The sequence below is a fragment of the Confluentibacter citreus genome (assembly GCF_002807055.1).
Lineage (GTDB): Bacteria > Bacteroidota > Bacteroidia > Flavobacteriales > Flavobacteriaceae > Confluentibacter > Confluentibacter citreus.
The window spans coordinates 24,176-49,382 of record NZ_NIXN01000001.1 but is presented as its reverse complement, the minus strand read 5'-3'; the positions used below and the strand labels follow the sequence as shown (position 1 = coordinate 49,382).

General features: G+C 34.6%; 18 protein-coding genes and 2 tRNA genes. 11 read left to right on the top strand and 9 right to left on the bottom strand.

Going from position 1 to position 25,207, the window contains the following annotated elements; genetic code table 11:
- Positions 1-146: 146 nt before the first annotated feature.
- The gene (locus tag CDH49_RS00195; protein ID WP_100613315.1) at positions 147-443 is read left to right on the top strand and encodes a hypothetical protein; all 297 of its coding nucleotides are present in this window, start codon (positions 147-149) and stop codon (positions 441-443) included.
- A 67-nt stretch (positions 444-510) separates the two neighbouring features.
- Here CDH49_RS00195 and CDH49_RS00190 read toward each other — a convergent pair whose 3' ends face one another.
- The 7 genes from CDH49_RS00190 to mutS all read right to left on the bottom strand — a co-directional run bounded on the left by CDH49_RS00190 (position 511) and on the right by mutS (position 9,406).
- Positions 511-2,181 (bottom strand): sodium:solute symporter, encoded by a 1,671-nt coding sequence (locus tag CDH49_RS00190; RefSeq protein WP_239970520.1) that lies wholly within the window; start codon positions 2,179-2,181, stop codon positions 511-513.
- Between the two features lie 180 nt (positions 2,182-2,361).
- The gene (xylA, locus tag CDH49_RS00185) at positions 2,362-3,687 is read right to left on the bottom strand and encodes a xylose isomerase (RefSeq protein WP_100613314.1); all 1,326 of its coding nucleotides are present in this window, start codon (positions 3,685-3,687) and stop codon (positions 2,362-2,364) included.
- A 23-nt stretch (positions 3,688-3,710) separates the two neighbouring features.
- Positions 3,711-5,198 carry a xylulokinase gene (locus CDH49_RS00180; protein ID WP_100613313.1) on the bottom strand — a complete coding sequence of 496 codons (1,488 nt, stop codon included), beginning with the start codon at positions 5,196-5,198 and terminating at the stop codon, positions 3,711-3,713.
- 3 nt (positions 5,199-5,201) lie between these two features.
- A complete protein-coding gene (locus CDH49_RS00175; RefSeq protein ID WP_100613312.1) occupies positions 5,202-6,188 on the bottom strand; it encodes a GntR family transcriptional regulator in 987 nt (328 codons plus the stop codon).
- Between the two features lie 359 nt (positions 6,189-6,547).
- Positions 6,548-6,631, bottom strand: a tRNA-Leu gene (locus CDH49_RS00170).
- Positions 6,632-6,653: 22 nt separating this feature from the next.
- A tRNA-Gly gene (locus CDH49_RS00165) sits at positions 6,654-6,726 on the bottom strand.
- Between the two features lie 100 nt (positions 6,727-6,826).
- On the bottom strand, positions 6,827-9,406 hold the full coding sequence (mutS, locus tag CDH49_RS00160; RefSeq protein WP_100613311.1) for a DNA mismatch repair protein MutS: 2,580 nt from the start codon (positions 9,404-9,406) through the stop codon (positions 6,827-6,829).
- 264 nt (positions 9,407-9,670) lie between these two features.
- Here mutS and CDH49_RS00155 point away from each other — a divergent pair, with 264 nt between their 5' ends.
- The 5 genes from CDH49_RS00155 (at position 9,671) to CDH49_RS00135 (ending at position 14,162) form a co-directional block, all read left to right on the top strand.
- The gene (locus CDH49_RS00155; RefSeq protein ID WP_100613310.1) at positions 9,671-10,207 is read left to right on the top strand and encodes an RNA methyltransferase; all 537 of its coding nucleotides are present in this window, start codon (positions 9,671-9,673) and stop codon (positions 10,205-10,207) included.
- A 52-nt stretch (positions 10,208-10,259) separates the two neighbouring features.
- Positions 10,260-11,447 (top strand): DUF418 domain-containing protein, encoded by a 1,188-nt coding sequence (locus CDH49_RS00150; protein WP_100613309.1) that lies wholly within the window; start codon positions 10,260-10,262, stop codon positions 11,445-11,447.
- 147 nt (positions 11,448-11,594) lie between these two features.
- Positions 11,595-12,332: a peptidase gene (locus CDH49_RS00145; RefSeq protein WP_100613308.1), complete on the top strand. Its 738-nt coding sequence runs from the start codon at positions 11,595-11,597 to the stop codon at positions 12,330-12,332.
- Between the two features lie 55 nt (positions 12,333-12,387).
- Complete coding sequence (locus tag CDH49_RS00140; protein ID WP_100613307.1) at positions 12,388-13,233, top strand: transglutaminase-like domain-containing protein; 846 nt, start codon at positions 12,388-12,390, stop codon at positions 13,231-13,233.
- A gap of 260 nt (positions 13,234-13,493) precedes the next feature.
- Positions 13,494-14,162 (top strand): hypothetical protein, encoded by a 669-nt coding sequence (locus CDH49_RS00135; RefSeq protein WP_100613306.1) that lies wholly within the window; start codon positions 13,494-13,496, stop codon positions 14,160-14,162.
- Between the two features lie 144 nt (positions 14,163-14,306).
- Here CDH49_RS00135 and folK read toward each other — a convergent pair whose 3' ends face one another.
- Positions 14,307-15,434 (bottom strand): 2-amino-4-hydroxy-6-hydroxymethyldihydropteridine diphosphokinase, encoded by a 1,128-nt coding sequence (folK, locus tag CDH49_RS00130; protein WP_100613305.1) that lies wholly within the window; start codon positions 15,432-15,434, stop codon positions 14,307-14,309.
- A 240-nt stretch (positions 15,435-15,674) separates the two neighbouring features.
- Here folK and CDH49_RS00125 point away from each other — a divergent pair, with 240 nt between their 5' ends.
- Both CDH49_RS00125 and CDH49_RS00120 read left to right on the top strand, forming a co-directional pair.
- Positions 15,675-16,379, top strand: a complete 705-nt coding sequence (locus CDH49_RS00125) for a queuosine precursor transporter (protein WP_100613304.1) — start codon at positions 15,675-15,677, stop codon at positions 16,377-16,379.
- Positions 16,380-16,587: 208 nt separating this feature from the next.
- Entirely contained in the window at positions 16,588-19,281 is a 2,694-nt protein-coding gene (locus CDH49_RS00120) for an AsmA-like C-terminal region-containing protein (RefSeq protein WP_100613303.1), read from the top strand.
- Here CDH49_RS00120 and CDH49_RS00115 read toward each other — a convergent pair.
- Positions 19,278-20,072 carry a DUF2797 domain-containing protein gene (locus tag CDH49_RS00115; protein WP_100613302.1) on the bottom strand — a complete coding sequence of 265 codons (795 nt, stop codon included), beginning with the start codon at positions 20,070-20,072 and terminating at the stop codon, positions 19,278-19,280. The two genes, CDH49_RS00120 and CDH49_RS00115, sit on opposite strands and share 4 nt — an antisense overlap.
- A gap of 42 nt (positions 20,073-20,114) precedes the next feature.
- Between CDH49_RS00115 and CDH49_RS00110 the strand changes: the two genes are divergently transcribed.
- From CDH49_RS00110 to CDH49_RS00100, 3 genes are all read left to right on the top strand, one after another.
- Positions 20,115-21,626: a GH3 auxin-responsive promoter family protein gene (locus CDH49_RS00110; RefSeq protein WP_100613301.1), complete on the top strand. Its 1,512-nt coding sequence runs from the start codon at positions 20,115-20,117 to the stop codon at positions 21,624-21,626.
- Positions 21,627-22,065: 439 nt separating this feature from the next.
- Positions 22,066-22,593, top strand: a complete 528-nt coding sequence (locus CDH49_RS00105) for an inorganic diphosphatase (RefSeq protein WP_100613300.1) — start codon at positions 22,066-22,068, stop codon at positions 22,591-22,593.
- Positions 22,594-22,719: 126 nt separating this feature from the next.
- A complete protein-coding gene (locus tag CDH49_RS00100) occupies positions 22,720-25,131 on the top strand; it encodes a sodium-translocating pyrophosphatase (RefSeq protein WP_100613299.1) in 2,412 nt (803 codons plus the stop codon).
- Positions 25,132-25,207: the final 76 nt, after the last annotated feature.

The window sequence follows — 25,207 nt, the reverse complement described above, 5'->3', positions numbered from 1 at the left end:
TAATAAAAAAATAAGTCAAATATACATTTTTAAAAACAAATTACATTTCTTTATTTAAATATCAATTTAAACTAATATTTTAAGTAAATATCATCTAAATATGTAATTATTAGCGTATAACTAATTAACAACTAAAAACATTTTCAATGAAAAAATTCTTATTATGTTCCGCTTTAATATGTATTCTAGGAGTAAATTTCTCCTCATGTAGGGATAACAAAAAAGCTGATTCTGTAGAAGAGGCGCTGGAAAATGCAGGAGATGCTATAGAAGATGCGGCAGATGATGCGGCAAAAGCAACGGAAGGTGCGCTAGAAGAAGCTGGTAAAGCTCTTGATAACGCTGTTGATGCTACTGATGATGCTGTAAAAGCTACAGGAGAAGCTATTAAAACTGCCGGTGAAGCAGTGGATAAAAAGGTTGATGAAATAAAAAAAAATTAGTTCATACCGTAGAATAAAAAAGGGAGGTTATTGCCTCCCTTTTTTATGGTTTGTTAAAAGCAGTATCCTATGTAAAATATGCGAGTACACCGATAACAATTAATACTAATATCACTGATAGAACAATGTCAATAGTGTCATAACTATCTTTATTAGCGGCTTTTTGCTCTTCAGAAAGTGTTCCAAAAGCTAAGCCCTTTATATGTTCATAATTTGGAGCTCGAGATGCTAAGCTAACGGTGATACAGAAAATAACGGAAAATATAAACATGAATATCGCCATATGGGCAAAGTTTATGGTGGCAAAACTAAAAGCAATATTATTTACGATCTCTCCAGCTGCTATTTGCGGTTGATAGTAAATTTCGCTTCCTAATCTTAAAATTAAGAGCACCAATCCTACCATTAATGTTGAAATGGCAGCGGTAGCATTCACACGCTTCCAAATGATTCCCAATAAGAAAACAGCAGTTACGGGTGGTGCAATATAAGATTGAACGTTTTGAAGATATTGATACATAACGCCACCACCAATTTTCTCCATAATTGGAATCCAAATAATACCTAAAACAACAATGAATCCTGTGGCAATTTTACCTGTTTTAACCAAAACCTTTTCGGTTTTTTCTGGATATAATTTTTTATAAATATCAATAGTAAAAATGGTAGAGCATGAGTTAAAAACAGACGCTAAAGAACTCATTAAAGCAGCCATCAAACCTCCTGCAACCAATCCTTTTAAGCCTACTGGCAATAACGTTTTTACTAGCATCGGAAATGCTCTATCTGCTTTCTCAACAAAAAACACATCTGGGTTTTGAATGGTTAAAGCAAATGCTATAATACCTGGAATTAAAAAGATTAAAATGGGAAGCAATTTTAAATAAGCACCAAAAATGGCGCCTCGTCTACCAATTTTTATATTGTTGGCAGCTAAAGTACGCTGTACAATATATTGGTCGGTACACCAATACCATATCCCTACAACGGTGCCTCCAAATAGTAATCCTGTCCATGGGAAATCTGGGTCATTCATAGAACGCCACATATTAAAATGATCGGGGCTTACAGCAGTTACTGTTTCATGCAATTGAGACCACCCACCAACTTCTTTTAGACCTAGATATGTAATAATAACCGATCCCAAAATTAAAATGACTGTTTGTAAAGTTTCAGTATAAATTACTGCTTTCATACCGCCAACAACCGTATAAATTCCAGTAAAAATTACAATACCTATGGCACCGTACCAAAATGGAATTCCTAATAATTCCGAAACTACAATACCCCCTGCATAAATAGTAACAGACACTTTAGTAAGAACATACGCCACTAATGAAAATAAAGATAAAAACCATCGCGAACGGCTGTCGAACCTTTTTTCTAAAAACTCGGGCATGGTAAAAGCACCGCTTCTAATATAAAAAGGTAGAAATAACCACCCCAGAAGTAAAACAATCCAAGCATGCAACTCATAATGTGCCATCGGTGTACCCGATTCAAAACCAGTTCCGGCAAGACCTACAACGTGTTCCGACCCAATGTTGGAAGCAAAAATCGATGCCCCAATAACAAACCATCCTACATTTCTACCTGCTAAAAAATAATCCTCTGTGTTTTTGTCTTTTTGAAGAACAACCCACACAGCAACAGCCATCAAAGCAAGGAAATAAATTCCTAAAACTACCCAATCCAGATTTTCCATCACCGATTGCATAGCTAAAAAATAATGTTTCATATTATAAATTGATTAAGTTTAGTTGGTCGTAAATATATGTATTTTATTGATTCACTAGGGCGCCAAATGTATCTTATTGGTTGTTATACAGCCTTTTTTGAGAGAAACTGAAATTTAAATAAACAAAAAAAAGAGAAGCTTTTAGCTTCTCTTTCTTAAATCAACGGAATCAATTATTGATTATATATATTGATTAATGATATTTTCAAACAACTCTTGTTTACCACTTTTTAAAGATAGTTCGCCATTTTCTTGAGCTATTTTGTATAAATCCTGTAAACTTAATTTACCGTTTTCAAAATCTTTTCCTTTACCAGAATCAAAAGAAGCATAACGCTCTTTTCTCAATTTCTCGTAAGGAGACGATGTAATGATTTTATCAGCAATCAATAAGGCTCTAGCAAACGTATCTGCTCCACCAATGTGGGCTAAAAATACATCTTCTAAATCGGTAGAGTTTCTTCTGATTTTAGCATCAAAGTTAACGCCACCACCTTGTAAACCACCAGCTTTAAGGAAAACTAACATCGCTTCGGTAGTTTCTTGGATGTTATTTGGGAATTGATCGGTATCCCAACCATTTTGATAATCACCTCTATTAGCATCTAAACTTCCTAACATACCTGCTTTTGCAGCTACTTCCAATTCGTGTTGGAATGTGTGTTGTGCCAAAGTAGCATGGTTTACTTCAATATTGATTTTGAAATCTTTATCTAAACCATATTCCTTTAAGAAACCAATAGCTGTGGCGCTATCAAAATCATATTGATGTTTAGATGGTTCCATTGGTTTAGGTTCGATAAAGAAATTTCCTTTAAATCCTTTAGAACGAGCATAATCTCTACACATCGCTAAAAACTGACCCATGTGGTCTAATTCACGACCCATATCAGTATTCAATAAAGTCATGTAACCTTCACGACCTCCCCAGAATACGTAATTTTCACCCTTTAAAGCGATAGTAGCATCTAAAGCTAATTTTATTTGTCCGCCAGCTCTTGCAACCACATTAAAATCTGGGTTGGTAGAAGCACCGTTCATGTAACGTGGGTTAGAGAAACAGTTTGCAGTTCCCCAAAGTAATTTTACACCCGAAGCAGCTTGTTTTTCTTTTAAATATTCAGTAATAGTTGCTAATCTAGATTCAGATTCTGCAAACGTAGCACCTTCTCTAATTAAATCGAAATCATGGAAACAGTAGTACCCAAATCCCATTTTAGTTGTAAATTCAAACGCAGCATCTGCTTTATCTTTTGCTGCTTGTACAGCGTCAGAAGATTTGTCCCATTCAAAATCTTGTGTTCCAGGCCCGAATGGATCTGCACCAGTTCCACAGAATGTATGCCAGTATGCTACTGAAAATTTAAAATGATCGCGCATGGTTTTACCTGCAACCACTTGGTCTGGATTGTAGTATTTAAACGCTAATGGATTGTCTGATTCTTTTCCTTCAAACTTAATGTCGCCAATACCTTTGTAGTATTCTTTGTTTCCTATAATTGCCATTGTAATTATATTTTAATTAATGTTTATTTGTTGTTTAATATGATTTCTAATTCGTTTTTCCAATTTTGATAAGCGTCAAGATACGGCTTTTTATCTTTAAAAGGCATAAAAGTCATGACATGATCGTTATCAATAATGGCCTTTCCAAAGCTTTCAAAATCGCCTTTATGTAAATCTGCAGCTCGCGCAGCACCAATGGCACCTGTCGTATTATATATTTCTATCTCTTGCTCAATTAATGTTGCTACCGTATTTGCAAAGATATCAGAACGGAATAAATTATCATTACCTGCTCTAATAACTTTTGCTTCTATGCCATCAGATTTTAAAATTTCCATCCCATAAACAAATGAAAACGCAATCCCTTCTAAAGCAGCTCTACAAATATGTCCTTTATGATGGTTGTTAAGGTTTAAATTTACGATTCTGGTGCCTATTTCTTTATTGTTTAGCATGCGTTCTGCGCCATTGCCAAATGGGATTAAACACACCCCATCAGACCCTACCGTGATACTGGATGCTAAGTTATTCATTTCTTCATAAGAATCTACATCCAAATTATTTAGCAACCATCTATATTGAATACCAGCACCATTGATACATAATAATTTACCAATTCTAGCCGCTGCATTCTTTTTGTAATTAACGTGAGCAAAATTGTTAACACGGGCGCTTTCTTTAACAGATAAACTATCGGTTACAGCGTAAACAACGCCAGAGGTTCCTCCTGTTGCTGCTACTTCACCTGGATTAAAGACATTTAAAGATAAGGCATTATTTGGTTGGTCACCTGCTCTATAATAAATAGGTGTGCCTGCAGCAATACCACTTTCGGCTTCCCCTTTTTCATTTACAACAGATTGTAAGCCAAAGGTATCAACAATATCAGGGACTAATGATTTCTCTATGCCATAATATTCTAGAAGAAAATCGGCCACGGAATTATTTTCAAAATCCCAAAAAATGCCTTCAGAAAGTCCAGAAATGGTCGTATTTATAACGTTTGAAAACTTGTAAGCAATAAAATCGCCAGGAAGCATGAACTTGTAAATTTTTTTGTAGAGTTCTGGTTCATTGTCTCTTACCCATTTTAATTTGGATGCTGTAAAGTTTGCTGGCGAGTTAAGTAATTGTGATGAACAGATGTCTTCGCCAATGTCTTCAAAAGCCTTATTGCCAATTTCTACCGCTCTACTATCACACCAAATGATACTTTTACGGAGTGGTTTACCCTCATTGTCCACAATAACCAAACCGTGCATTTGATAAGAAATACCAATGCCTTTTATTTGGGTTCTGGAAATATTATATTGTTTTTTTAATCGGGTAATGGCATTACATATATGCACCCACCAATCTTCAGGTTTTTGTTCTGCCCAACCATTTTTTTGAGCAAACATGCCCATTTCTTGTTCTGGTTCTTGAACCACGCCAATACTTTTTCCTGTTGCTATTTCAACGATAGCCGCTTTAATGGAAGAACTTCCTATGTCTAATCCTAAATAATACATAATCTACAATGATTCTCTTAATATTAATGTTGTTGGTATATAACTTTGTACTGGTTTATCTTGTTTTATAAAAGCAGCGGCTTTAGCGCCTAATTCTTGAAAATCGGTTGAAATAACAGAAATACCTTTATATATAAATTGTTTCATGGGTGTTTCGTTATATGATAAGAAACCTACGTCCATTCCGGGTTCGAAACCTTTGGTTCTACATTGTTCTAAAAACATTCCTAAAACTCTATCGCTTACACTTATATAAGCTTCGCCTTTTGTCACCTTAAATTCGTCCGTGTTTGTAATGATTTTATATTTAAAACTATAGGCTTCACAAAACATTTTAAAATAAGTAAGCGATTCTGTTGGATGGTTTGTGAATGTTGGATAAACAAAAACGAGTTTCTTATATTTTTTAAAAGGAACAGTGGCTTCTTTTAAAGCCTCATAAAACGATTTGCCAAAATCTTGAAATACAAAATTTTTTGTTCCATTTGAATGGATATTCCAATCGATTAAAAGTAGTTTTTCATCATCAAATTCAGATAATACCATTGGTACATCCTTATGATTAAAACTCATTACTACAAATTTATAATATTTACCCTTACCATTATTTAAAATAGTTTTAAAGTTATTGATGTTGTAATGATGAAACTGTACATCTACAATAACATTTTTCGGTAAATTATTTACAAAAGAATGGTATAAAACCTCTTTATAAGCCTTAAAAGTATCTAATACCAAAAGCACTTTTCGAGTGTCGTTGGTAACATAATAGCCTTTGTTGGGTACAGACTCTATAACGCTATTTTCCTTTAAAATCGTATAAGCCTTAAAAACGGTGTCTCTTGAGAGGTTATAACTGTTACATATACTATTTACAGAAGGCAAGGCATCTCCGCTAGTCAGCGAATTGTTAGAAAGTGCATCATTAATGGCATTAACTAACTGCTGGTACTTTGGAATGTCACTATTGAAATTTATATTTAAATTCACTTATCCGTTCTGTTCTGTTCTGTTATGCAAAAATAAGCATAATTTTTTATCTGGCAAGAAGGTTTTTAATTTTTTAAAGTGTTGTTTATTTTGGATGTATAAATTCTTCTACATCAGAAGGAGACAAAATAGAGTTAATGTCTCCATTTTGGGCTAAAAATGACCTTAACAGCGCATGCGAAAATCTATTACTGCAAATCGATTTTATTTAAAAGTTGACTTTCTTAGACGCTAAAAACGAATTAATGTTTAGTGAATTGAAGTAAAAAAACCTCTCGTTTGTTTTCCTGTAAATGGAGAATGCATATTTGAAGAAAAAAAATAAAAAAAGCCTCTACAATTTCTTGTAAAGGCTTTAGTACTGAGGACGGGACTTGAACCCGTACAGCCTAATGGCCATTGGATTTTAAGTCCAACGTGTCTACCAATTCCACCACCTCAGCATGGAATTTTTATAAATTTCAGAGCGAAAAACGGGATTCGAACCCGCGACCTCCACCTTGGCAAGGTGGCGCTCTACCAACTGAGCTATTTTCGCGTATGTATTTATGAACGTGCTAATCTTTCGATAGCGGATGCAAATTTAAAATTTTTATACTAAAACCAAAGGCTTTTTATTAAAATAATATTTTTTATTTCTAAGCCCTTTTTTTCTTTACCAACATACGTTTAATTTCATTCAATTTCATAAGTGCCTCCACAGGTGTAAGTGTATCAATATCAATATGTAATATTTCTTCTTTAATATTTTCAAGGATGGGATCGTCTAGATTGAAAAAGCTTAATTGCATCTCATTATTTAAGGACTTCACCTTATCTGTTAGTGCTTCACTGGAGTGCGATTTCTCTAATTTCTTCAAAACTTGGTTGGCGCGATGTAAAACTTGTTGCGGCATGCCAGCCATTTTTGCGACATGGATACCAAAACTGTGTTCGCTACCGCCTTCAACCAATTTTCTTAAAAACAACACATTGTCTTTTAATTCTTTTACGGAGACGTTGAAGTTTTTAATACGACCAAAGGTTTCGGTCATTTCATTTAATTCATGATAATGCGTTGCAAATAACGTTTTTGGTTTTGATGGATGTTCGTGCAAATACTCGCTAATGGCCCATGCAATGGAAATACCATCATAGGTACTCGTTCCACGACCAATTTCATCAAGCAAAACCAAACTTCTATCAGAAATATTATTTAAAATAGAGGCCGTTTCATTCATCTCCACCATAAAAGTCGATTCGCCCATAGAGATATTATCACTAGCACCAACTCTCGTGAAAATTTTATCTACCAAACCAATCCTTGCAGACTCTGCAGGTACAAAACTTCCCATTTGAGCCAATAAAACAATGAGGGCGGTTTGCCGTAAAATAGCCGATTTACCAGACATATTTGGACCCGTAATCATAATGATTTGCTGGGTGCCTCTGTTTAAAAACACATCATTGGAGATATAAGGTTCGCCAATGGGGAGTTGTTTTTCAATCACAGGGTGGCGGCCATCTTTAATATCTAAATCGAAGGAATCATCGATGGTTGGGCGCACATAAGTATTATCTTTTGCCAATTGTGCAAATCCACACAAACAATCCAATTGCCCAATTAAATGTGCATTTTGCTGTATGGGTTTTATATACTGATTGAGCCACATGACAAGTTCAGAAAACAATTGTTGTTCTATGGCTAGAATCCGGTCTTCGGCACCTAAAATCTTGGATTCGTATTCTTTAAGCTCTTCGGTAATGTAGCGTTCGGCACTTACCAAGGTTTGTTTGCGAATCCATTCGGTCGGAACCTTGTCTTTATGTGTGTTTCTGACTTCAATATAATATCCAAAAACATTATTGGAGTCGATTTTAAGCGATGTAATGCCTGTGCGTTCCATTTCACGTTGAAGCATGGTATCTAAATAATCTTTCCCCGATTTTGATAAACCACGTAACTCATCCAATTCGGCCGAAAATCCAGCCGCGATCGTATGTCCTTTTAAAACATTCACAGGCGCATCTTCATTAAGCATCTCCTTTATTTTAGATCGAAGAACATCGCAGCTTTGCAGGGTGTCACCAATAATTTTAAGCGATTCATTGGTGCAATTAGCAGATAACGCTTTAATGGGAACAATCGCTTCCAAAGAATTTTTAAGCTGAATAACCTCTCGTGGATTCACTTTTCCTGTAGCCACTTTAGAAATTAACCGTTCCAAATCGCCAATATGTTTGATGTGATTTTGGATTTTTTGAAGAACGGTTTGTTCATTCATAAAAAAACCAACCACATCATGGCGTTGCTTGATTTTATCAATATTTTTTAATGGCAATGCCAACCAACGCTTTAACATACGTCCGCCCATAGGCGAAATGGTTTTATCAATCACACTTAAAAGCGTGACGGCATTGTTGTTTGTAGAATTATAAAGCTCTAAATTCCTGATGGTAAATTTATCCATCCAAACATAATCGTCTTCAGCAATTCTAGAAATTGAAGCAATGTGTTGAAGTTTATGATGTTGCGTTTCATTTAAATAATGAAGAATAGAGCCCGAAGCAATAATGCCCTCGTACAAATCTTCAATACCAAAACCTTTAAGCGTTTTTGTGTTGAAATGTTTTATAAGCGTTTCATAGGCATAATCGGCTTGATAGACCCAATCTTCCATGTAAAAGGTGTGGAAATTTTTGCCAAAGGTGTCGTTGAAAAGGGTTCGCTTTTGTTTGGAAACCAAGACTTCACTGGGGCTGAAATTCTGTAACAGCTTATCAATATATTCGGCATTTCCTTGTGATGTTAAAAACTCGCCCGTGGAAATATCTAAAAAAGATACGCCGATGTAATTTTTATCAAAATAAACTGAACACAAAAAGTTATTGGATTTTGATATTAAAACTTCATCATTTAAAGCCACACCAGGCGTTACCAGTTCGGTAACACCACGCTTTACGATATCTTTAGTCAGTTTTGGGTCTTCTAGTTGGTCACAAATAGCCACACGTTCCCCAGCCTTTACAAGCTTTGGCAAATAGTTGTTTATGGAGTGGTGCGGAAACCCAGCAAGCTCAATTTCACTTTCACTACCAGCACCACGCTTGGTTAAAATAATGCCTAAAATCCCTGCCGTTTTTATGGCATCTTCACCAAAGGTTTCATAAAAATCGCCCACACGAAACAATAGTAAAGCATCTGGATACTTTGCTTTAATAGCATTATATTGTTTCATTAAAGGGGTTTCTTTTTTTGACAAGGTAAAGTGGTTTTTTAGTATTATTTTTGTCCCGATAGGTATCAGGATTGTAAGATTGCTAATGTAGCATTATTTTGATTTTTTTTGAAATTGAAATAACAGAAGTTATCTACAATTATTAACAATGTACTCGTCATTGCGAGGAGGCACGACGAAGCAATCTGCTTAATTGTAGTTCTACTTCGTGAGATTGCTTCTCCCGATAGCTATCGGGAGAAGCAATGACGGAAAACGACAAACATGCGTAAACTAAAAAACAGCGAATTAGACCGATTGAGTGTCAACGACTTTAAAGAAGTTGCTAAAACACCACTCATCATCATTCTCGATAATATAAGAAGCCTGAATAATATTGGTTCAGTATTCAGGACCAGCGATGCCTTTTTAATAGAAAAGATTTATCTCTGCGGCATCACCGCGACGCCACCACATAAAGATATTCATAAAACGGCCTTGGGAAGCACCGAAACCGTTGTTTGGGAATATGTTGAAAACACGAAAACATTAGTGGATAAGCTAAAAGCTGATGGTGTAAAAGTCTGTGCCATCGAACAAGCAGAAAACGCTACCATGCTAAACGATTTTGCACCCCAACAACAGACAACATACGCCTTGGTTTTTGGTAATGAAGTAAAAGGCGTTGCCCAAGAGGTGGTGAATGCCAGTGATTTGGTAATTGAAATTCCACAATATGGCACCAAACATTCTTTAAATATTTCGGTGAGCGTTGGTGTGGTTATTTGGGATATTTTTTCGAAAATGAAGGTGAAATCTTAATTTTTGTAAAATCAAAAATTCTAAATATTTTTATGGTTCTAATCAACTAACCATGAAAAATGAAAGAATCATCATTATAGATGCGCTTCGCGGATTTGCCTTATTTCTCATTATTATAATTCATTATGTTGAACATTTAGAGCTTTTTAAAGATCCAGAAGTCAATTTTATTTTTTCGAATGCTTTTGATAAAAATGTCATGGATACCGTCTTTTTGTTAATTAGCGGTAAGGCATATTCCATTTTTGCTTTATTATTTGGGCTAAGTTTATTTATACAAATAGATAATAAGGCCAAAATTGGTATAGATTATCGGAACACTTTTGCATGGCGAATGATGGTTCTTCTCATTATCGGTTTTTTTCATTCATTAATATATAGAGGCGATATCCTTCATATTTATGCGCTTTTGTCTTTTCCAATCATTGTTATTTATAATTTAAAAACAAAATATCTTTGGATGATTGCTGTATTGTTGGTGTTACAAATTCCAATTATATATAGTTTTACGCAAACCTTAATAGACTCTAATTATCAATATACGCCTCTTTTAAAAAATTACTTTGATGAAGGCAATGAGATATATGCCTCTGGCAATTTTTGGGACGTTGTAAAATACAATTTTTGGAAAGGAAGACAATCTGTATGGTCTTGGACCATAGAAAATGGCAGGTATCTGCAACTTTTGGCACTTTTTATTGTGGGGATCATTTTAGGTAGAAACTATACATTCCATCATATTGAAGACAATAAAAAAAGATTTTACAGGGTTTTAACTTATAGTTTTGTTGCCTATGTATTACTGACTTTTATGGATTATACATTTCAAAATTCAGGGCTAGCCGGTCTTCAAAAACAGTTTTTAAATACATTCTTATCATCATTAACCAATCTAGCTATAACATCCATATTTGTAGTTCTTTTTTGTCTGATTTATATAAAGGTTAAAAAAGCCAATATTTTTAGCCTTTTGGCTGCCTACGGGAAATTAAGCTTAACAAATTATATGTTTCAAGCCGTGTTTGGGGTGGTGTTCTTTTATGGTTTCGGATTGGCTATGTATAAATATTTAGGATCCACTTGGAGCGTCATACTCGGTATTTTAATTTTCATAATCCAAGCTTTTGCAAGTGTTTATTGGAATAAAAAATATTATTACGGCCCCGTAGAATGGTTGTGGCGTTGTCTTACTAATTTAGATTTTAATATAAAATTTAGGAGGGACAATACTTTCGAATAATTCTATTTTTGCCTAACTATTCTTATTGCTGTTCTATTAATAGAGATATTTTCTTACCATTAATCATGTTATATTTTTTGATAATTGTATAAATATTGCCATAGCCTTATGTAATATATTTAGCGTTATATAAGAAAATTTAATGCTATGACGTATTGCTTAGGGATTAAAACCAAAGAAGGATTGGTTGCCATTGCAGACACAAGAATAACTTCTGGAACCAATAAATCCACTAAAAAAAAGATATATGTCCAACAAAGAGAAAAGCATTCTTTGTTCATCATGACCAGTGGGTTGAGATCGGTTCGAGATAAGGCGGTTGTGTATTTTGAAGAATTGTTTAGTGAAGGCAGCATCACACATTACAATAAAATGTATAAAGCAGTTAATGCCTTTGGCGAACAAGTAAAACGGGTCGCTGCAGAAGATGAACAAGCACTCGAAAAAGCAGGGCTAAAATTTAATCTTAATACCATCATTGGAGGTCAGCTAAAAGATGATGAAGAGCATAAACTGTTTTTAATCTATTCCCAAGGAAACTGGGTGGAAGTAAATGATGATTCGCCATTTGTCATCATTGGTAATTCGGGGTATGGTAAAACATTATTAAATAGAGTGTTAAATAGCGATTTTACACTTAAACAAGCACTGAAGGCAGGCTTTCTTTCCTTTGATTCTACCCGATTAAGTTCTAACGATGTGGGATTTCCTATTGATGTGGTTCTTTATGAAAAAGATGCCTACCATATGAGTGAAAACAGATATACGGCAAGCGATATGAAAGAGATGTCACAGTTATGGGACACTAAATTGAAACAGGTGTTATATGAGCTTCCAGAAGATTGGATGAAAGATGCCGCCAATAAAACAATCAACAAAAATTAATATGTAATCGTCATAAGCGATTCATACGACTTTTAAAAACAAATAATATCCACATATGAAATTCAATGTAAACAGTTCACTTTCTTATGTTGTAAACGGACCCACAACATTCATTTTTAATATTCAAGCATTAAACACCAATAGTCAACGAGTTTTGGAAGAAAAACTCGACATTGAGCCACAAATGAATTTAGAGCAATATACCTCGCACGATGGTAATTCCAGGTTTATTCGCCTTAAAGTACAACAAGCCACTAATTTTACATTAACCTATTCTGCGGTTGTAGAGATGAATTATACCATCATTGACGAAAGCGCTTCGGCTAAAACAGTGCCTGTAGTAGAATTGGATAGCTATATTGTGTCGTTTCTTTATCCCAGTAGATATTGCCAGTCCGATCAATTAATGAAGTTTGCTTTTAAGGAATTCGGACATTACGGTTCGGTTTACGAAAAAATTGTGGCAATAACCGAATGGATTCACTGCAATATTGAATACACTCTGGGTAGTACCAATTCACAAACCTCTGCCATAAATACCATTACAGAACGCGTGGGTGTGTGTCGTGATTTTGCCCATTTAGGTATTGCGTTGTGCAGGGCATTATCCATTCCAGCAAGATATTTTACGGGGTATGCGTATCAATTAAATCCACAGGATTTTCATGCCTGCATGGAAGTATATATAGATGGGAATTGGATCATTTTTGATTCTACAAAATTAGCCCCCCTCAATGGATTGGTAAAAATTTCCAATGGAAGGGATGCGGCAGATTCTGCTGTGGCGAGTATTTTTGGTAATGCCATAGGCACCAATGTGAATGTCAATTGTCAAGTGATGGGAGAATATTTTAAACCTTTTAATTATAGTAATAATCAAAAAGGGATTTCTTTTCAATAAAGTTATGTTGCATTCCGTACTTGTTACTGAATCTCTTAATAATTATAACTTCAATGTGGATTCCTGCTTTCTCAGTTAATTTCTCTAGCTTTGGTTCTCGATACAAGATTCTTGAAAAAGAATTTCACTCGACAAACATAGCTTACAATTTTGTTTGATTTTTAAACTTTAAATATTTAAATTCGTTTATTGATGGATGTTAAGTATTCAGGGAAAACAAAGTCATATCTATATCGTTGTCAACAAAAAGCTATAATTGAATGAGCAAAAAACAAATAGTTGATTTCATAAAGTCGAATGGAGAAGATAAAATAAAGGACTACTTCTATAAATTATTAGAAAAATTAGAATCAGTTAAAAGTGAAAATCATAAGATTCAACTTTGGTTATTAGTACTTGTGATTATTCATTTTGGAATTGATTTTAATTTTTTCAATAATATAGATTTGGGTTTCATAAGCCTTGAAACCAACAACCACTTCCTCAAATTATGCATTCCAATAATCTTTACATTTATGCTTCTTCAGTTTGCAACTTTAAATGTACAAAGAGCTATTGTTATAGATAATATTCGTGAGATAGGAATTAGATATTTTAAGCTTGAACCAAGTCTTGTAGAAAAATCTTTTTATTCTAATATAGTTTTGCGATCTGTAATGCCGTTTTCTCTTTCGGAAGAAATAAATGAAAAGTTCTTCCACAATGGCAAAGTTGGAATATTAACAACAATATTAACATGGCCATTATTTTTGATTTTCCTTGCTCCATTTATATATGAATATTTTGCAATCAAAGATCAAATGTTAAATTATTGGGGGAGCAGCTGGTTTGAAAATTTTGTGATCATTTTAAATATTTGGCTTTTAATTGTAGTAATAACTTATTACATAAAATTAGTTGTTATAGCTGTAAAAGAAGCTCAGCGATAAGTTCCTAATTCCCGCTAAACCCGCCTACTGTCATTATTTCAACAATAAAAGCTAAATTCCCACCAAACTTCATCCTAAGGTAATTCGTAAAACAGTCACGTCACAAACTTTTCACTTTTCACCATTCACTTTTCACTTATTTCTTCACCCACAAATCTCCCCCAAAACCCATAAATAATCCGCTCTATTTTCAACAAAATCTTTGTTGGAGATATCAATAATCTTCACGTTAAAATCTTGTTGGCTTTTTAAAAACTCCAGATAACCAGCATTTATTTTTTCCAGATACTCGTTTTTAATGTTGAGCTCGTAATCACGCCCGCGGCTTTTAATGTTTTCCTGTAAACGTTCAGTGCTTTGGTGTAAAAACACATATAAATCGGGTTTCCGTAAGTCTTTGTACATGAGGTAAAACAGTTTTCTGTACAAATTAAACTCATCTTCTTGCAGTGTAATTTTAGAGAAGATAAGCGATTTAAAGACATCGTAATCACTAATAATAAAGTCCTTAAACAAATCGAGCTGCGATAAATCGTCCGTTATTTGTTGGTAGCGGTCAGCCAAAAAACTCATTTCTAAAGTAAAGGCATAACGTTTGGGTTCTTCGTAAAACTTGGCTAAAAACGGATTGTCGGCAAAGCGTTCCAAAATGAGTTTGGCATTAAAATCGTGTGCTATTTGCGTGGACAAACTGGTTTTACCTACACCAATATTCCCTTCAATAGCGATGTAATTGTATTTAGAAAAATTGTAGGCTTTACTAGGGTTTTTCAACCACATATTAATGAACTCCAAAACGGTTTTATCGTCACAGTCATTAAGTAATTCAGAAATCTCTTTGCCGTTTTCAGGATGTTTCATTTTGGGATCCACCTCGTTTAGCGGTTGCAATACAAACCGGCGTTTACCTAAATGAGGGTGCGGGATTTTTAGGTTTTCGGAATCAATGATGAGGTTATCAGCAAAAATAATATCCAAATCTATTGGGCGTGCTTCATAAACGCCTTTAGTGTTTCTTGTGCGCCCCAAGCTTTTTTCAATGACTAATAAGTCATTTAATAAGTCTTCAGCTAACAAATGGCTTTCTACAACCAACACGGCATTTAAAAAGTCGTCGCCATCAAAACCAAATGCCGGCGATTTGTAAACCCTAGAGATGTGTTTTATTTGCCCAATGGTTTTATGAATGGCGTTAACAGCATCCTGTAGGTTTTTAAATTTATCGCCTTTATTGCTTCCTAAGGCAATGTAAAATGTTGTTGGTAGCTTCATAGTTTAAGCAAAATAATAAAAAGTAAATGGTTTCCTTTATATTTACAAGGCGTATTTATTCACAAATTGTTCTCGATACACTTCAAAGAAAATTTTGAAGCACTCGAACTGACAATGTAACTATAAATAAACAGCAAACCTAAATGTCACTTCGAGTGAATTTGTGAAGGGCAACGTAACAAATTTGTATCGAGAAGCATCAAGAGAAGAACTTTTAAAAATGACAGAAAACATATTGCTATGACCTTGAAAGACAAACTTGCCGCCCAGCGTATTTACATGCTTTTGGGTGCGTTATTTATAACCTCGCTCGTGGTTTCCAATTTAATATTTCAGAAGTTTTTCTATTGGTATCCGTTCAACATAGAGATTTTTGGAACGAAACTTTTTGAGATTTCGGTTGGTATTTTGCCGTATCCCATCACCTTTTTAATAACGGATTTAATAAGCGAGATCTATGGTAAAAAGCGCGCCAATCAAGTGGTCATTGCTGGTATTTTTGCATCTATTTTTTCTTTGGGCATTGTGTTGGTGTCCAATGCCGTGCCAGCAACCAGTTGGTCGCCCGTAACAAATGGCATGTTTAAAACCGTTTTTGGCAGCACTGCTATTGCAGTAACCGCAAGTATGCTAGCCTATTTATTTGCACAGTTTATAGATATTCAAATTTACCATTTCTGGAAACAACTTACTAAAGGGAAACACTTGTGGTTACGCAATAATGGATCGACGTTCTGTTCGCAATTCATAGATACCTTTACCATTGTATTTTTACTGTGTTCTTTTGATATTATTGAATGGGAAAAATTTAACGGATTATTAATAAGTGGTGTGGTGTTTAAATGGTTAATTGCCATTTTCGATACACCTTTTATGTATTTGGGTGTTTATATTTTTAGAAAAAGGTTTAAATTGCAGGTAAACGAAGAAATTGCCTTATTGTAAAATTTAGAATACGGTTTTAACATAAAATAAGATAATAATTCATCTTTTAGTGCCAATTTTACGTATCTTATTTTAGATGTATTTTTTCGACTCCAAATGAAAAATAAATTATTATGAAATCGCCCCTAATTACAAGTTTGTTTCAAACCAACACCAATAAAAATAAGGCGATACCATATGACCTTAAAAATAAAATAAATATTTACAGATGAAAAAAGCTTTAAAAATTACGGGCATAACATTACTTGTAGTTATCATTCTATTGATTGCTGCACCGTTTTTATTTCAATCGCAGATACAAAATATGGTCAAAAAGTTTATAAACCAAAACTTGAATGCACATGTGGAATTTAATGATGTCAGCTTAAGTTTTATAAGAAGTTTCCCTAAGGCACATGTGAGTGTAAGCGATTTAATAATTACCAATTTCGAGCCTTTTAAAGACGAGACATTTATTACTTCAAAAAATATATCGTTTACCATGTCGGTAAAAGAATTGTTTAAAAATGCGGATGAAGAACCCATCGTTATCAACTCTATTGCTGTAGATGAAGCCTTGCTTACCTTAAAAACCGATAAATACGGAAACAACAACTACGATATTACAAAAGAAGATGAAAACCCATCGGAAGAAACAAGTTCGGGCAATTTCTCTTTTGATATTCAAGATTACAAAATAAATAACAGTGCCATCATGTATTTAAGTGAAGAGTCTGATATCAGTCTTCAAATTACAGAGTTGAATCATGAAGGGAAAGGCATTTTTTCTGCTGATAAATCGGAGTTAGATACTAAAACCGAAGCCAATTTAAGTTTAACTATGGACAGCACCAATTACCTAAATAATAATCGTATTAAATTGGATGCCTTAATTGGGATGGACTTACCAAATAGTAAATACACGTTTAAAGATAATACAGGTTACATCAATAAATTGCCCATAGAATTTAAAGGCTATGTGCAACTTTTGGAAGAGGGACAAGATATAGATATCACTTTTGAAAATCCAGAATCGTCTTTTAAAAGCTTTTTGGCAGTGATTCCAGAAGCGTATTCAAAAAATATTGAAAATGTTGAAACTACGGGTGATTTTAAAGTCAAAGGCATTATAAAAGGGAAGGTGACTGAGGAAACCATTCCGACTTTAGATATCAATATTACCTCAAATAATGCCTCGTTTAAGTATCCGGATTTACCGAAAAAGGTGGAAGATATTGTTATTGATACGTCCATAAAAAATACCACGGGTAACGTTGATGACACTTATGTGGATATCAAGGCATTGAATTTTAAAATTGATAATGATGTTTTTAAATCGTCTATATTGCTTAATAACATTACAGGCAATATGTTTGTAAACGCCGTGATTGATGGTGTTTTAAACCTTGGGAATCTAACCAAAGCCTATCCAATAGAATTAGATGCCCCCTTAAGTGGCATTTTAAAAGCCAATATCAATACCTCTTTTGATATGGAAGCTATTGATGCTAATGCTTATGACCGTATTAAGGCTTCTGGAAATATGAACATCACCAATTTTGTATTCACGTCCGATGCCATGAATAAGCCCATGAACATTTCAAAAATGGATATGACTTTCAATCCGTCAACCGTAACACTTAATACTTTTGATGCAAAAACAGGACAAAGTGATTTAAGTGCCAAAGGAACTATTCAAAATTTATTGGGATTTGTGATGAGTGATAAAACCTTGCAAGGTAATTTTGAATTATATTCAAATAATTTTGTGGTAAAGGATTTTATGTCAGATGATAAACCTACAGAAGCCAAAACTGAGGCAAAAACCACAAATACCGAAACATTAAAAATTCCACAGTTTTTAGATTGTACCATTAGTGCTGTGGCAAAAACGGTTGTGTACGATAATTTGAATCTAAAGGATGTGATGGGAACGCTTTTAATTAAAGACCAACAGGCAACCATAAAAGATGTCACATCCAATTTGTTTAATGGTAAATTGGCGCTTAATGGTAGTGTATCTACAAAAAACGAAACACCTACATTTAGTTTTAATCTAGGAGCTAATGGTTTTGATATTTCAGAAGCGTTTAAAGGGTTGGATTTGTTTCAAAATTTAGCGCCCATTGCTAAGTTTTTACAAGGGAAATTAAATACAACGATTGGCTTATCTGGAGATTTAGATAAAGAATTCACGCCAAATTTAAGTACCGTTTCTGGAGATCTTTTAGCAGAATTATTGGGTACGGAATTAAATTCAAATCAGAGTGAATTATTGACCAAACTAGCGGGCTCATTATCATTCGTTGATTTTAACAAACTAGATTTAAAAGATTTAAAAACCAGCATTGCGTTTGCCGATGGAAAAGTGAGTGTGAAACCATTTCAACTTAAATATCAAGATATTACTATTGATGTTTCTGGTTCTCATGGTTTTGATAAAGCCATAGGTTATAGTGCCGTATTTAATGTGCCTGCAAAATATTTGGGTAGCGATGTCAACCGACTTATTGGTAAAATAGATAACGAACAAGCCAATAACATCACCATTCCTGTAACGGCGAACATTGGTGGTACTTTTACCAGCCCAACTGTTAAAACCGATTTAACAAGCGGTGTTACCAATTTAACCAAGCAACTTGTTGAGATTGAGAAACAAAAATTACTGAATCAAGGAAAAGATAAAGTACAAGGCATGCTCGGGGATTTAATAAGTGGCAATAAATCCAAAACAGACTCCCTTAAAACACAACAAAACAATGCTGTTAAGGATGTTTTAGGAGGGCTTATTGGCGGTAACAAAACCAAGACGGATACCACTACTGTGAAAACAGATACCACCAAAACCAATCCAACAAAAGACGCAGTTAGAAATGTACTTGGCGGATTGTTAGGTAACAAGAAGAAAGATACGGTAAACTAATTTACGGAAATTCCAACAACCAAGCCTTCGTTACCCCGGATATTAAAAACGGTATCATCTTCAAAAATGAGGTACTGTCCTTTTATGCCTACTAGTTTTCCTGTATAGGTGTGTTCTTTTTCCAAATTCAAGCTTTTTGGGTTTACGGGATATTTATGCACTGGAAACTCTATATTGGTTTCAGAGTTGCTCGCAATAAAATAGTCTTTGGCTTCATCAGGAATATATTGTTTTATACGCTCTCGCCATTCCACCAAATCTTCATCTTTAATATCGTTTTTAAGCATGCTGCGCCAATTGGTTTTATCGCTTACATAATCTTTTAAGGCCACTTCGGTGATGCCAGCTAAATATCTGTTTGGAACTTCAACAATTTCAATGGCTTCGTGCGCCCCTTGGTCTATCCAGCGTGTGGGCACTTGGCTTTTTCTTGTCACACCCACTTTTACATTGCTTGAATTTGCTAAATATACTATGTGCGGCTGCAGTTGCACTTTCTTTTCATACTCTAAATCCCGGTCTTCTTGATTTAAATGTGCGGTACTTAACTCTGGGCGCATCACCCAATCCGCCGCCTGGGGAACATCAAAAAAACAACTTTTACAAAAACCTTGTCTGTAAAGAGGTTTGTCCAACCCACAGTTTAAACATTGGTATTTAATGAATTGAATGGTTATGGTTTTATTGAGTAACTGGTTCATATTCAAAAAATCAGTCTCAAATACCAAATAGTACTGTATAGGATGTGAAAATTCACTTTCCATTTTTGTTAAAACACCTTCAAAAGTCATGAAAAAAAGTATTATTTTTAAAAAATTAAAGATAAAATAAATATGTCGAATCCGTTAGTGAATTCTATTGCTTCTTGGTTCTTAAAAAAGCGATTTCACCAAATAGAATTGTTTTTAAAATACCCTAATGAAGTACAAAACGAATTACTTTTAAGTTTAATTGATGTTGCTAAGGACACCCATTTTGGAAAACAATATGATTTTGCATCCATTCACAACTACAGAACATTTGCAGAAAGAGTACCAATAACCAATTACGAAGGATGTCAACATATTATTGAGCGAACTAGAAATGGCGAAAACAATATTTTTTGGCCAACACCCATAAGATGGTTTGCTAAATCTAGTGGCACTACAAAGTCTAAAAGCAAATTTATTCCCGTAAGTGCAGAATCTTTGGAAGATTGTCATTATGCTGCCAGCAAGGATTTGTTATGTATGTATTTAAATAACAATGAAAATTCTCAATTGTTCACGGGGAAAAGTTTAAGACTTGGAGGAAGCAAGGAATTATACAAAGAAAATGGGACCATATTTGGTGATTTGTCGGCTATTTTAATTGATAACATGCCTTTTTGGGCAGAGTTTAGCAGCACGCCGAGTAACAAAGTATCTTTAATGAGCGATTGGGAGCATAAAATGCAGGCCATTGTAGATGAAACCATTCTTGAAAATGTCACCAGTTTAGCAGGCGTGCCTTCTTGGATGTTGGTCTTGCTTAACAATGTTTTGGAGACTACAGGAAAGCAAAATTTGTTTGAAGTTTGGCCCAATTTAGAAGTGTATTTTCATGGCGGAGTGAGCTTTACGCCATATGCCAACCAGTATAAAACACTATTGCCTAAGAAAGGATTTAGATATTATGAGATTTATAATGCATCTGAAGGTTTTTTTGCCATTCAAGACCAAAATAACTCCAATGAATTATTATTGATGTTGGATTATGGTATTTTCTATGAATTTATTCCCATGGAAGTATATGGTTTAAGTGAAGAAAAAGCCATTCCATTAAGTGAGGTGGAATTACATAAAAATTACGCCATAATCATTACAACCAATGCAGGGCTTTGGCGCTATAAAGTAGGTGATACGGTTAGATTTACATCATTGAGTCCGTATCGAATTAAAATTACAGGACGAACAAGAAGCCACATTAATGTGTTTGGTGAAGAACTCATCATTGAAAATGCCGAACAAGCTCTTAAAAAAGTTTGTAAACTTACCAAAGCCGAAATTGTAGATTATACAGCAGCGCCTATTTTTATGGAAGGTAAAGAAAAGGGAGGACACGAGTGGCTTATAGAGTTTAAAACACCGCCAGAAGATATTAATTATTTTAATGAATTATTTGATAACGCATTAAAGGCATTAAATTCAGATTACGAAGCAAAACGTTATAATAATATAACGCTTAATAAGCCTATCATACATGTAGCAAGAGAGCATTTGTTTTATGATTGGTTAAAACAAAATAATAAATTGGGAGGACAACACAAAATATCTAGGCTCTCTAACAATCGTGATTATTTAGAAGCTTTGTTACATTTAGATTAAAGACATCTCTCTATTTTAGATTAATTTGTCCGTATAAAAAAAACAAAGAAGAATTTGTTACGTTCAATTTTAACGACCATTGGCATTCCCAGAGTTTTTAAACGAGGATTTCATCTTATAATCTAAAATGCAATAAAATCTTTTGTGCGGATTTTAATTAAATATACTTTTACCAAAGTTTTTAATTACACTATGAATAATAACCATAATGACTATTATTAATTAACATCCATAAAAATAGAAAGAACACCCATTTTGGGTGTTTTTTTTATATATAAGTCAATAATTTAGTATAAGAATTGACACATTGTTAACTAATAATAATTATACAGAAAACAAGTTCTTTTTGTTGTTAAACGTATAAGTCTTCAGTAAATTTGCAGTCTTAAATATACGTTACCATTGAGAAAGGGTAAAAGAGCATTAAAAAATATTAGCTATGAGCGAAGACAAACCAGTAACTTTTGATGTATTAATAGAAATACCAAAAGGAAGTAGAAATAAATATGAATACGATTTCACATTACACAAAATCAGATTTGACCGTATGTTATTTTCGTCAATGATGTATCCAGGAGATTACGGATTTATACCGGAAACATTGGCGTTAGACCAAGATCCACTAGATGTTTTGGTATTGGGACATCAACCAACGTATCCTATGGTAGTCATGGAAGTGCGACCAATCGGTGTATTCCACATGACAGATGAAAAAGGGCCGGATGAAAAAATCATTTGTGTACCTGTATCAGACCCCATTTGGAGCAAAAACCATGATATAAGCGATTTAAATCCGCATAGGTTAAAAGAAATAGAGCATTTCTTTCAAGTATACAAAGATTTAGAAAAGAAAAAAGTTGATACCGGCGGATGGGGCAATGCTGAAGAAGCCATTGAGATTTATCATAGATGTGTACAACGATATGATGACAGTGAACACAAGAAAAAAAGAACATTTACTATCTAAATGAAGGATTAATAAAAAATCATCAAAAAAATGAACCATCTTAAATTTAAGGTGGTTTTTTTTATCACTTATATTTTACTATTTTTAGCCACGTTAAAAAAATATTCATAAACTAACTAAACTAATATGGAATTAATAGTGAACTTTTTACCGCTTTTTGGTGTTTTAGGACTTTTATTTGTTTTTGTGAAAAGCGCATGGGTTACCAAGCAAGAGCAAGGTAATGAAAGAATGATAAGGATTGCCAAAAGCATTGCCGATGGCGCTATGTCCTTTCTTAAAGCAGAGTATAAAATTTTATCAATTTTCGTCATTGCTGTGGCTATTTTGTTGTTTTTTAAAGGAAGCAATGAAGTAGGTTCAAACGGCATGGTTGCTGTATCATTTGTTGTTGGGGCCATTTGTTCGGCTTTGGCAGGTTTTATAGGCATGAAGGTAGCGACTAAAGCCAATGTTAGAACCACCCAAGCAGCAAGAACCTCTTTAGGCAAAGCTCTTGAAGTCGCTTTTGCTGGAGGTGCCGTCATGGGATTAGGTGTTGTTGGGTTAGGCGTTTTAGGCTTAAGTGGCCTTTTTGCTATATATCAAGTAATATGGCCTGGGGCAGATAATTTAGGTTTGGTGTTAAATGTGCTTTCTGGATTTTCTTTAGGCGCATCATCCATTGCGTTGTTTGCTCGTGTTGGAGGCGGTATTTATACCAAAGCAGCCGATGTTGGAGCCGATTTAGTTGGAAAAGTAGAAGCTGGAATCCCTGAAGATCATCCTTTAAACCCTGCAACTATTGCGGATAATGTGGGTGATAATGTAGGTGATGTTGCTGGTATGGGAGCCGATTTATTTGAATCGTATGTAGGTTCTATTATTGGAACCATGGTGTTGGGTGCTTTTATAATTACGCCAGATTTTGCTGGTTTAGGCGCTGTGTATTTACCATTGGTGCTAGCTGCTGTTGGTATCGTTATGTCCATTATCGGAACATTTTTCGTGAAAGTTAAGGATGGAGGTAATCCACAAACAGCTTTAAATATTGGAGAGTTTGGGTCAGCAGGATTAATGGTTTTAGCATCCTATTTTATTATTGATGCGTTAATTCCTGAAACATGGGTTTATAGTGGTGTTGAATACACCTCATTAGGTGTTTTTTTAGCTACCCTTGCAGGCCTACTTGCTGGTTTAGCAGTTGGAAAAATAACGGAATATTATACAGGAACTGGAACCAAACCAGTAAGTTCCATTGTTAAGCAATCTGAAACAGGCGCAGCTACAAATATTATTGCCGGTTTAGGTGTTGGTATGATGTCTACTATGTTCCCAATTTTATTCATTGCAGCTGCTATTTTGGTATCACACCATTTTGCAGGACTTTATGGTATTGCGATTGCTGCCGTTGGTATGCTAGCCAATACAGGCATTCAGTTAGCGGTTGATGCTTACGGACCTATTTCTGATAATGCTGGTGGTATTGCTGAAATGGCAGAATTACCTCATGAAGTGCGTGAGCGTACCGATAAATTAGATGCTGTTGGTAATACAACAGCCGCTATTGGTAAAGGATTTGCTATTGCTTCTGCAGCTTTAACAGCGTTGGCTTTGTTTGCTGCTTTTATGAAAGTAGCGAATGTTAGCTCTATTGATGTATCTAAGCCAGATATTATGGCTGGTTTATTGGTTGGTGGTATGTTGCCTTTTGTGTTCTCTGCATTATCGATGAATGCTGTGGGTAGAGCTGCTATGGCCATGATTGAAGAGGTGCGTCGTCAATTTAGGGACATTCCTCAGTTAAAAGCGGCTTTGGTAGTGATGCGCAAATACGATTCCGATATGAGTAAAGCAACTCCAGAGGATCGTGCTATTTTTGATGCTGCCGATGGTTATGCGGAATATGAAAAATGTGTTGACATTTCAACAAAAGCATCTATTAGAGAAATGGTGTTGCCAGGGTTATTAGCCATTGCTGTTCCAGTAGCCGTAGGGTTTATTGGTGGTGCAGAAATGTTAGGAGGTTTATTGGCGGGAGTTACTACCTGTGGAGTGTTAATGGCTATTTTCCAATCAAATGCAGGTGGTGCTTGGGATAATGCCAAGAAAATGATAGAAGCAGACGGACGTAAAGGTAGCGATGCCCATAAAGCAGCTGTAGTAGGTGATACTGTTGGGGATCCATTTAAAGATACGTCTGGACCTTCATTAAATATATTGTTAAAATTAATGTCTGTTGTAGCCTTGGTAATCGCACCAAGTATTGCTTTATCTTCAGATGAAATTATGACAGCGTATGTTTCAAGTAATGATGTGTCAAAAGAATTAGTTTCTAAAGAAGTTAAGGTAGATATGATGGAAAATGAAGATGGTACCTATAAAGCAGTAGTAACAACGGTTGTCACTAAAAATGGAGAAACATCTACCAGCTACGAAAATTTTACAGGAACAGGAGCAGAAGTGAAAGCTAATGTTGAGGCTTTTAAAATTAAAAATAACGCTATGACATCCACAACTTCAAAGACCCAGATTAGAGAAGACGTTATGGTTAAATGATATATTTTAATTTAAAACAAAAAACCCATTAATGAAATGGGTTTTTTGTTTATTCCCAGGTCAATCGAAAACATAT

Bases quoted from the DNA above. Each gene is read 5' to 3' on its own strand.
- CDH49_RS00195 (WP_100613315.1), top strand. From the start codon at position 147: ATGAAAAAATTCTTATTATGTTCCGCTTTAATATGTATTCTAGGAGTA.
- CDH49_RS00190 (WP_239970520.1), bottom strand. From the start codon at position 2,181: ATGAAACATTATTTTTTAGCTATGCAATCGGTGATGGAAAATCTGGAT.
- xylA (WP_100613314.1), bottom strand. From the start codon at position 3,687: ATGGCAATTATAGGAAACAAAGAATACTACAAAGGTATTGGCGACATT.
- CDH49_RS00180 (WP_100613313.1), bottom strand. From the start codon at position 5,198: ATGTATTATTTAGGATTAGACATAGGAAGTTCTTCCATTAAAGCGGCT.
- mutS (WP_100613311.1), bottom strand. From the start codon at position 9,406: ATGAAACAATATAATGCTATTAAAGCAAAGTATCCAGATGCTTTACTA.
- CDH49_RS00155 (WP_100613310.1), top strand. From the start codon at position 9,671: ATGCGTAAACTAAAAAACAGCGAATTAGACCGATTGAGTGTCAACGAC.
- CDH49_RS00150 (WP_100613309.1), top strand. From the start codon at position 10,260: ATGAAAAATGAAAGAATCATCATTATAGATGCGCTTCGCGGATTTGCC.
- CDH49_RS00145 (WP_100613308.1), top strand. From the start codon at position 11,595: ATGACGTATTGCTTAGGGATTAAAACCAAAGAAGGATTGGTTGCCATT.
- CDH49_RS00140 (WP_100613307.1), top strand. From the start codon at position 12,388: ATGAAATTCAATGTAAACAGTTCACTTTCTTATGTTGTAAACGGACCC.
- CDH49_RS00135 (WP_100613306.1), top strand. From the start codon at position 13,494: ATGAGCAAAAAACAAATAGTTGATTTCATAAAGTCGAATGGAGAAGAT.
- folK (WP_100613305.1), bottom strand. From the start codon at position 15,434: ATGAAGCTACCAACAACATTTTACATTGCCTTAGGAAGCAATAAAGGC.
- CDH49_RS00125 (WP_100613304.1), top strand. From the start codon at position 15,675: ATGACCTTGAAAGACAAACTTGCCGCCCAGCGTATTTACATGCTTTTG.
- CDH49_RS00120 (WP_100613303.1), top strand. From the start codon at position 16,588: ATGAAAAAAGCTTTAAAAATTACGGGCATAACATTACTTGTAGTTATC.
- CDH49_RS00115 (WP_100613302.1), bottom strand. From the start codon at position 20,072: ATGACTTTTGAAGGTGTTTTAACAAAAATGGAAAGTGAATTTTCACAT.
- CDH49_RS00110 (WP_100613301.1), top strand. From the start codon at position 20,115: ATGTCGAATCCGTTAGTGAATTCTATTGCTTCTTGGTTCTTAAAAAAG.
- CDH49_RS00105 (WP_100613300.1), top strand. From the start codon at position 22,066: ATGAGCGAAGACAAACCAGTAACTTTTGATGTATTAATAGAAATACCA.
- CDH49_RS00100 (WP_100613299.1), top strand. From the start codon at position 22,720: ATGGAATTAATAGTGAACTTTTTACCGCTTTTTGGTGTTTTAGGACTT.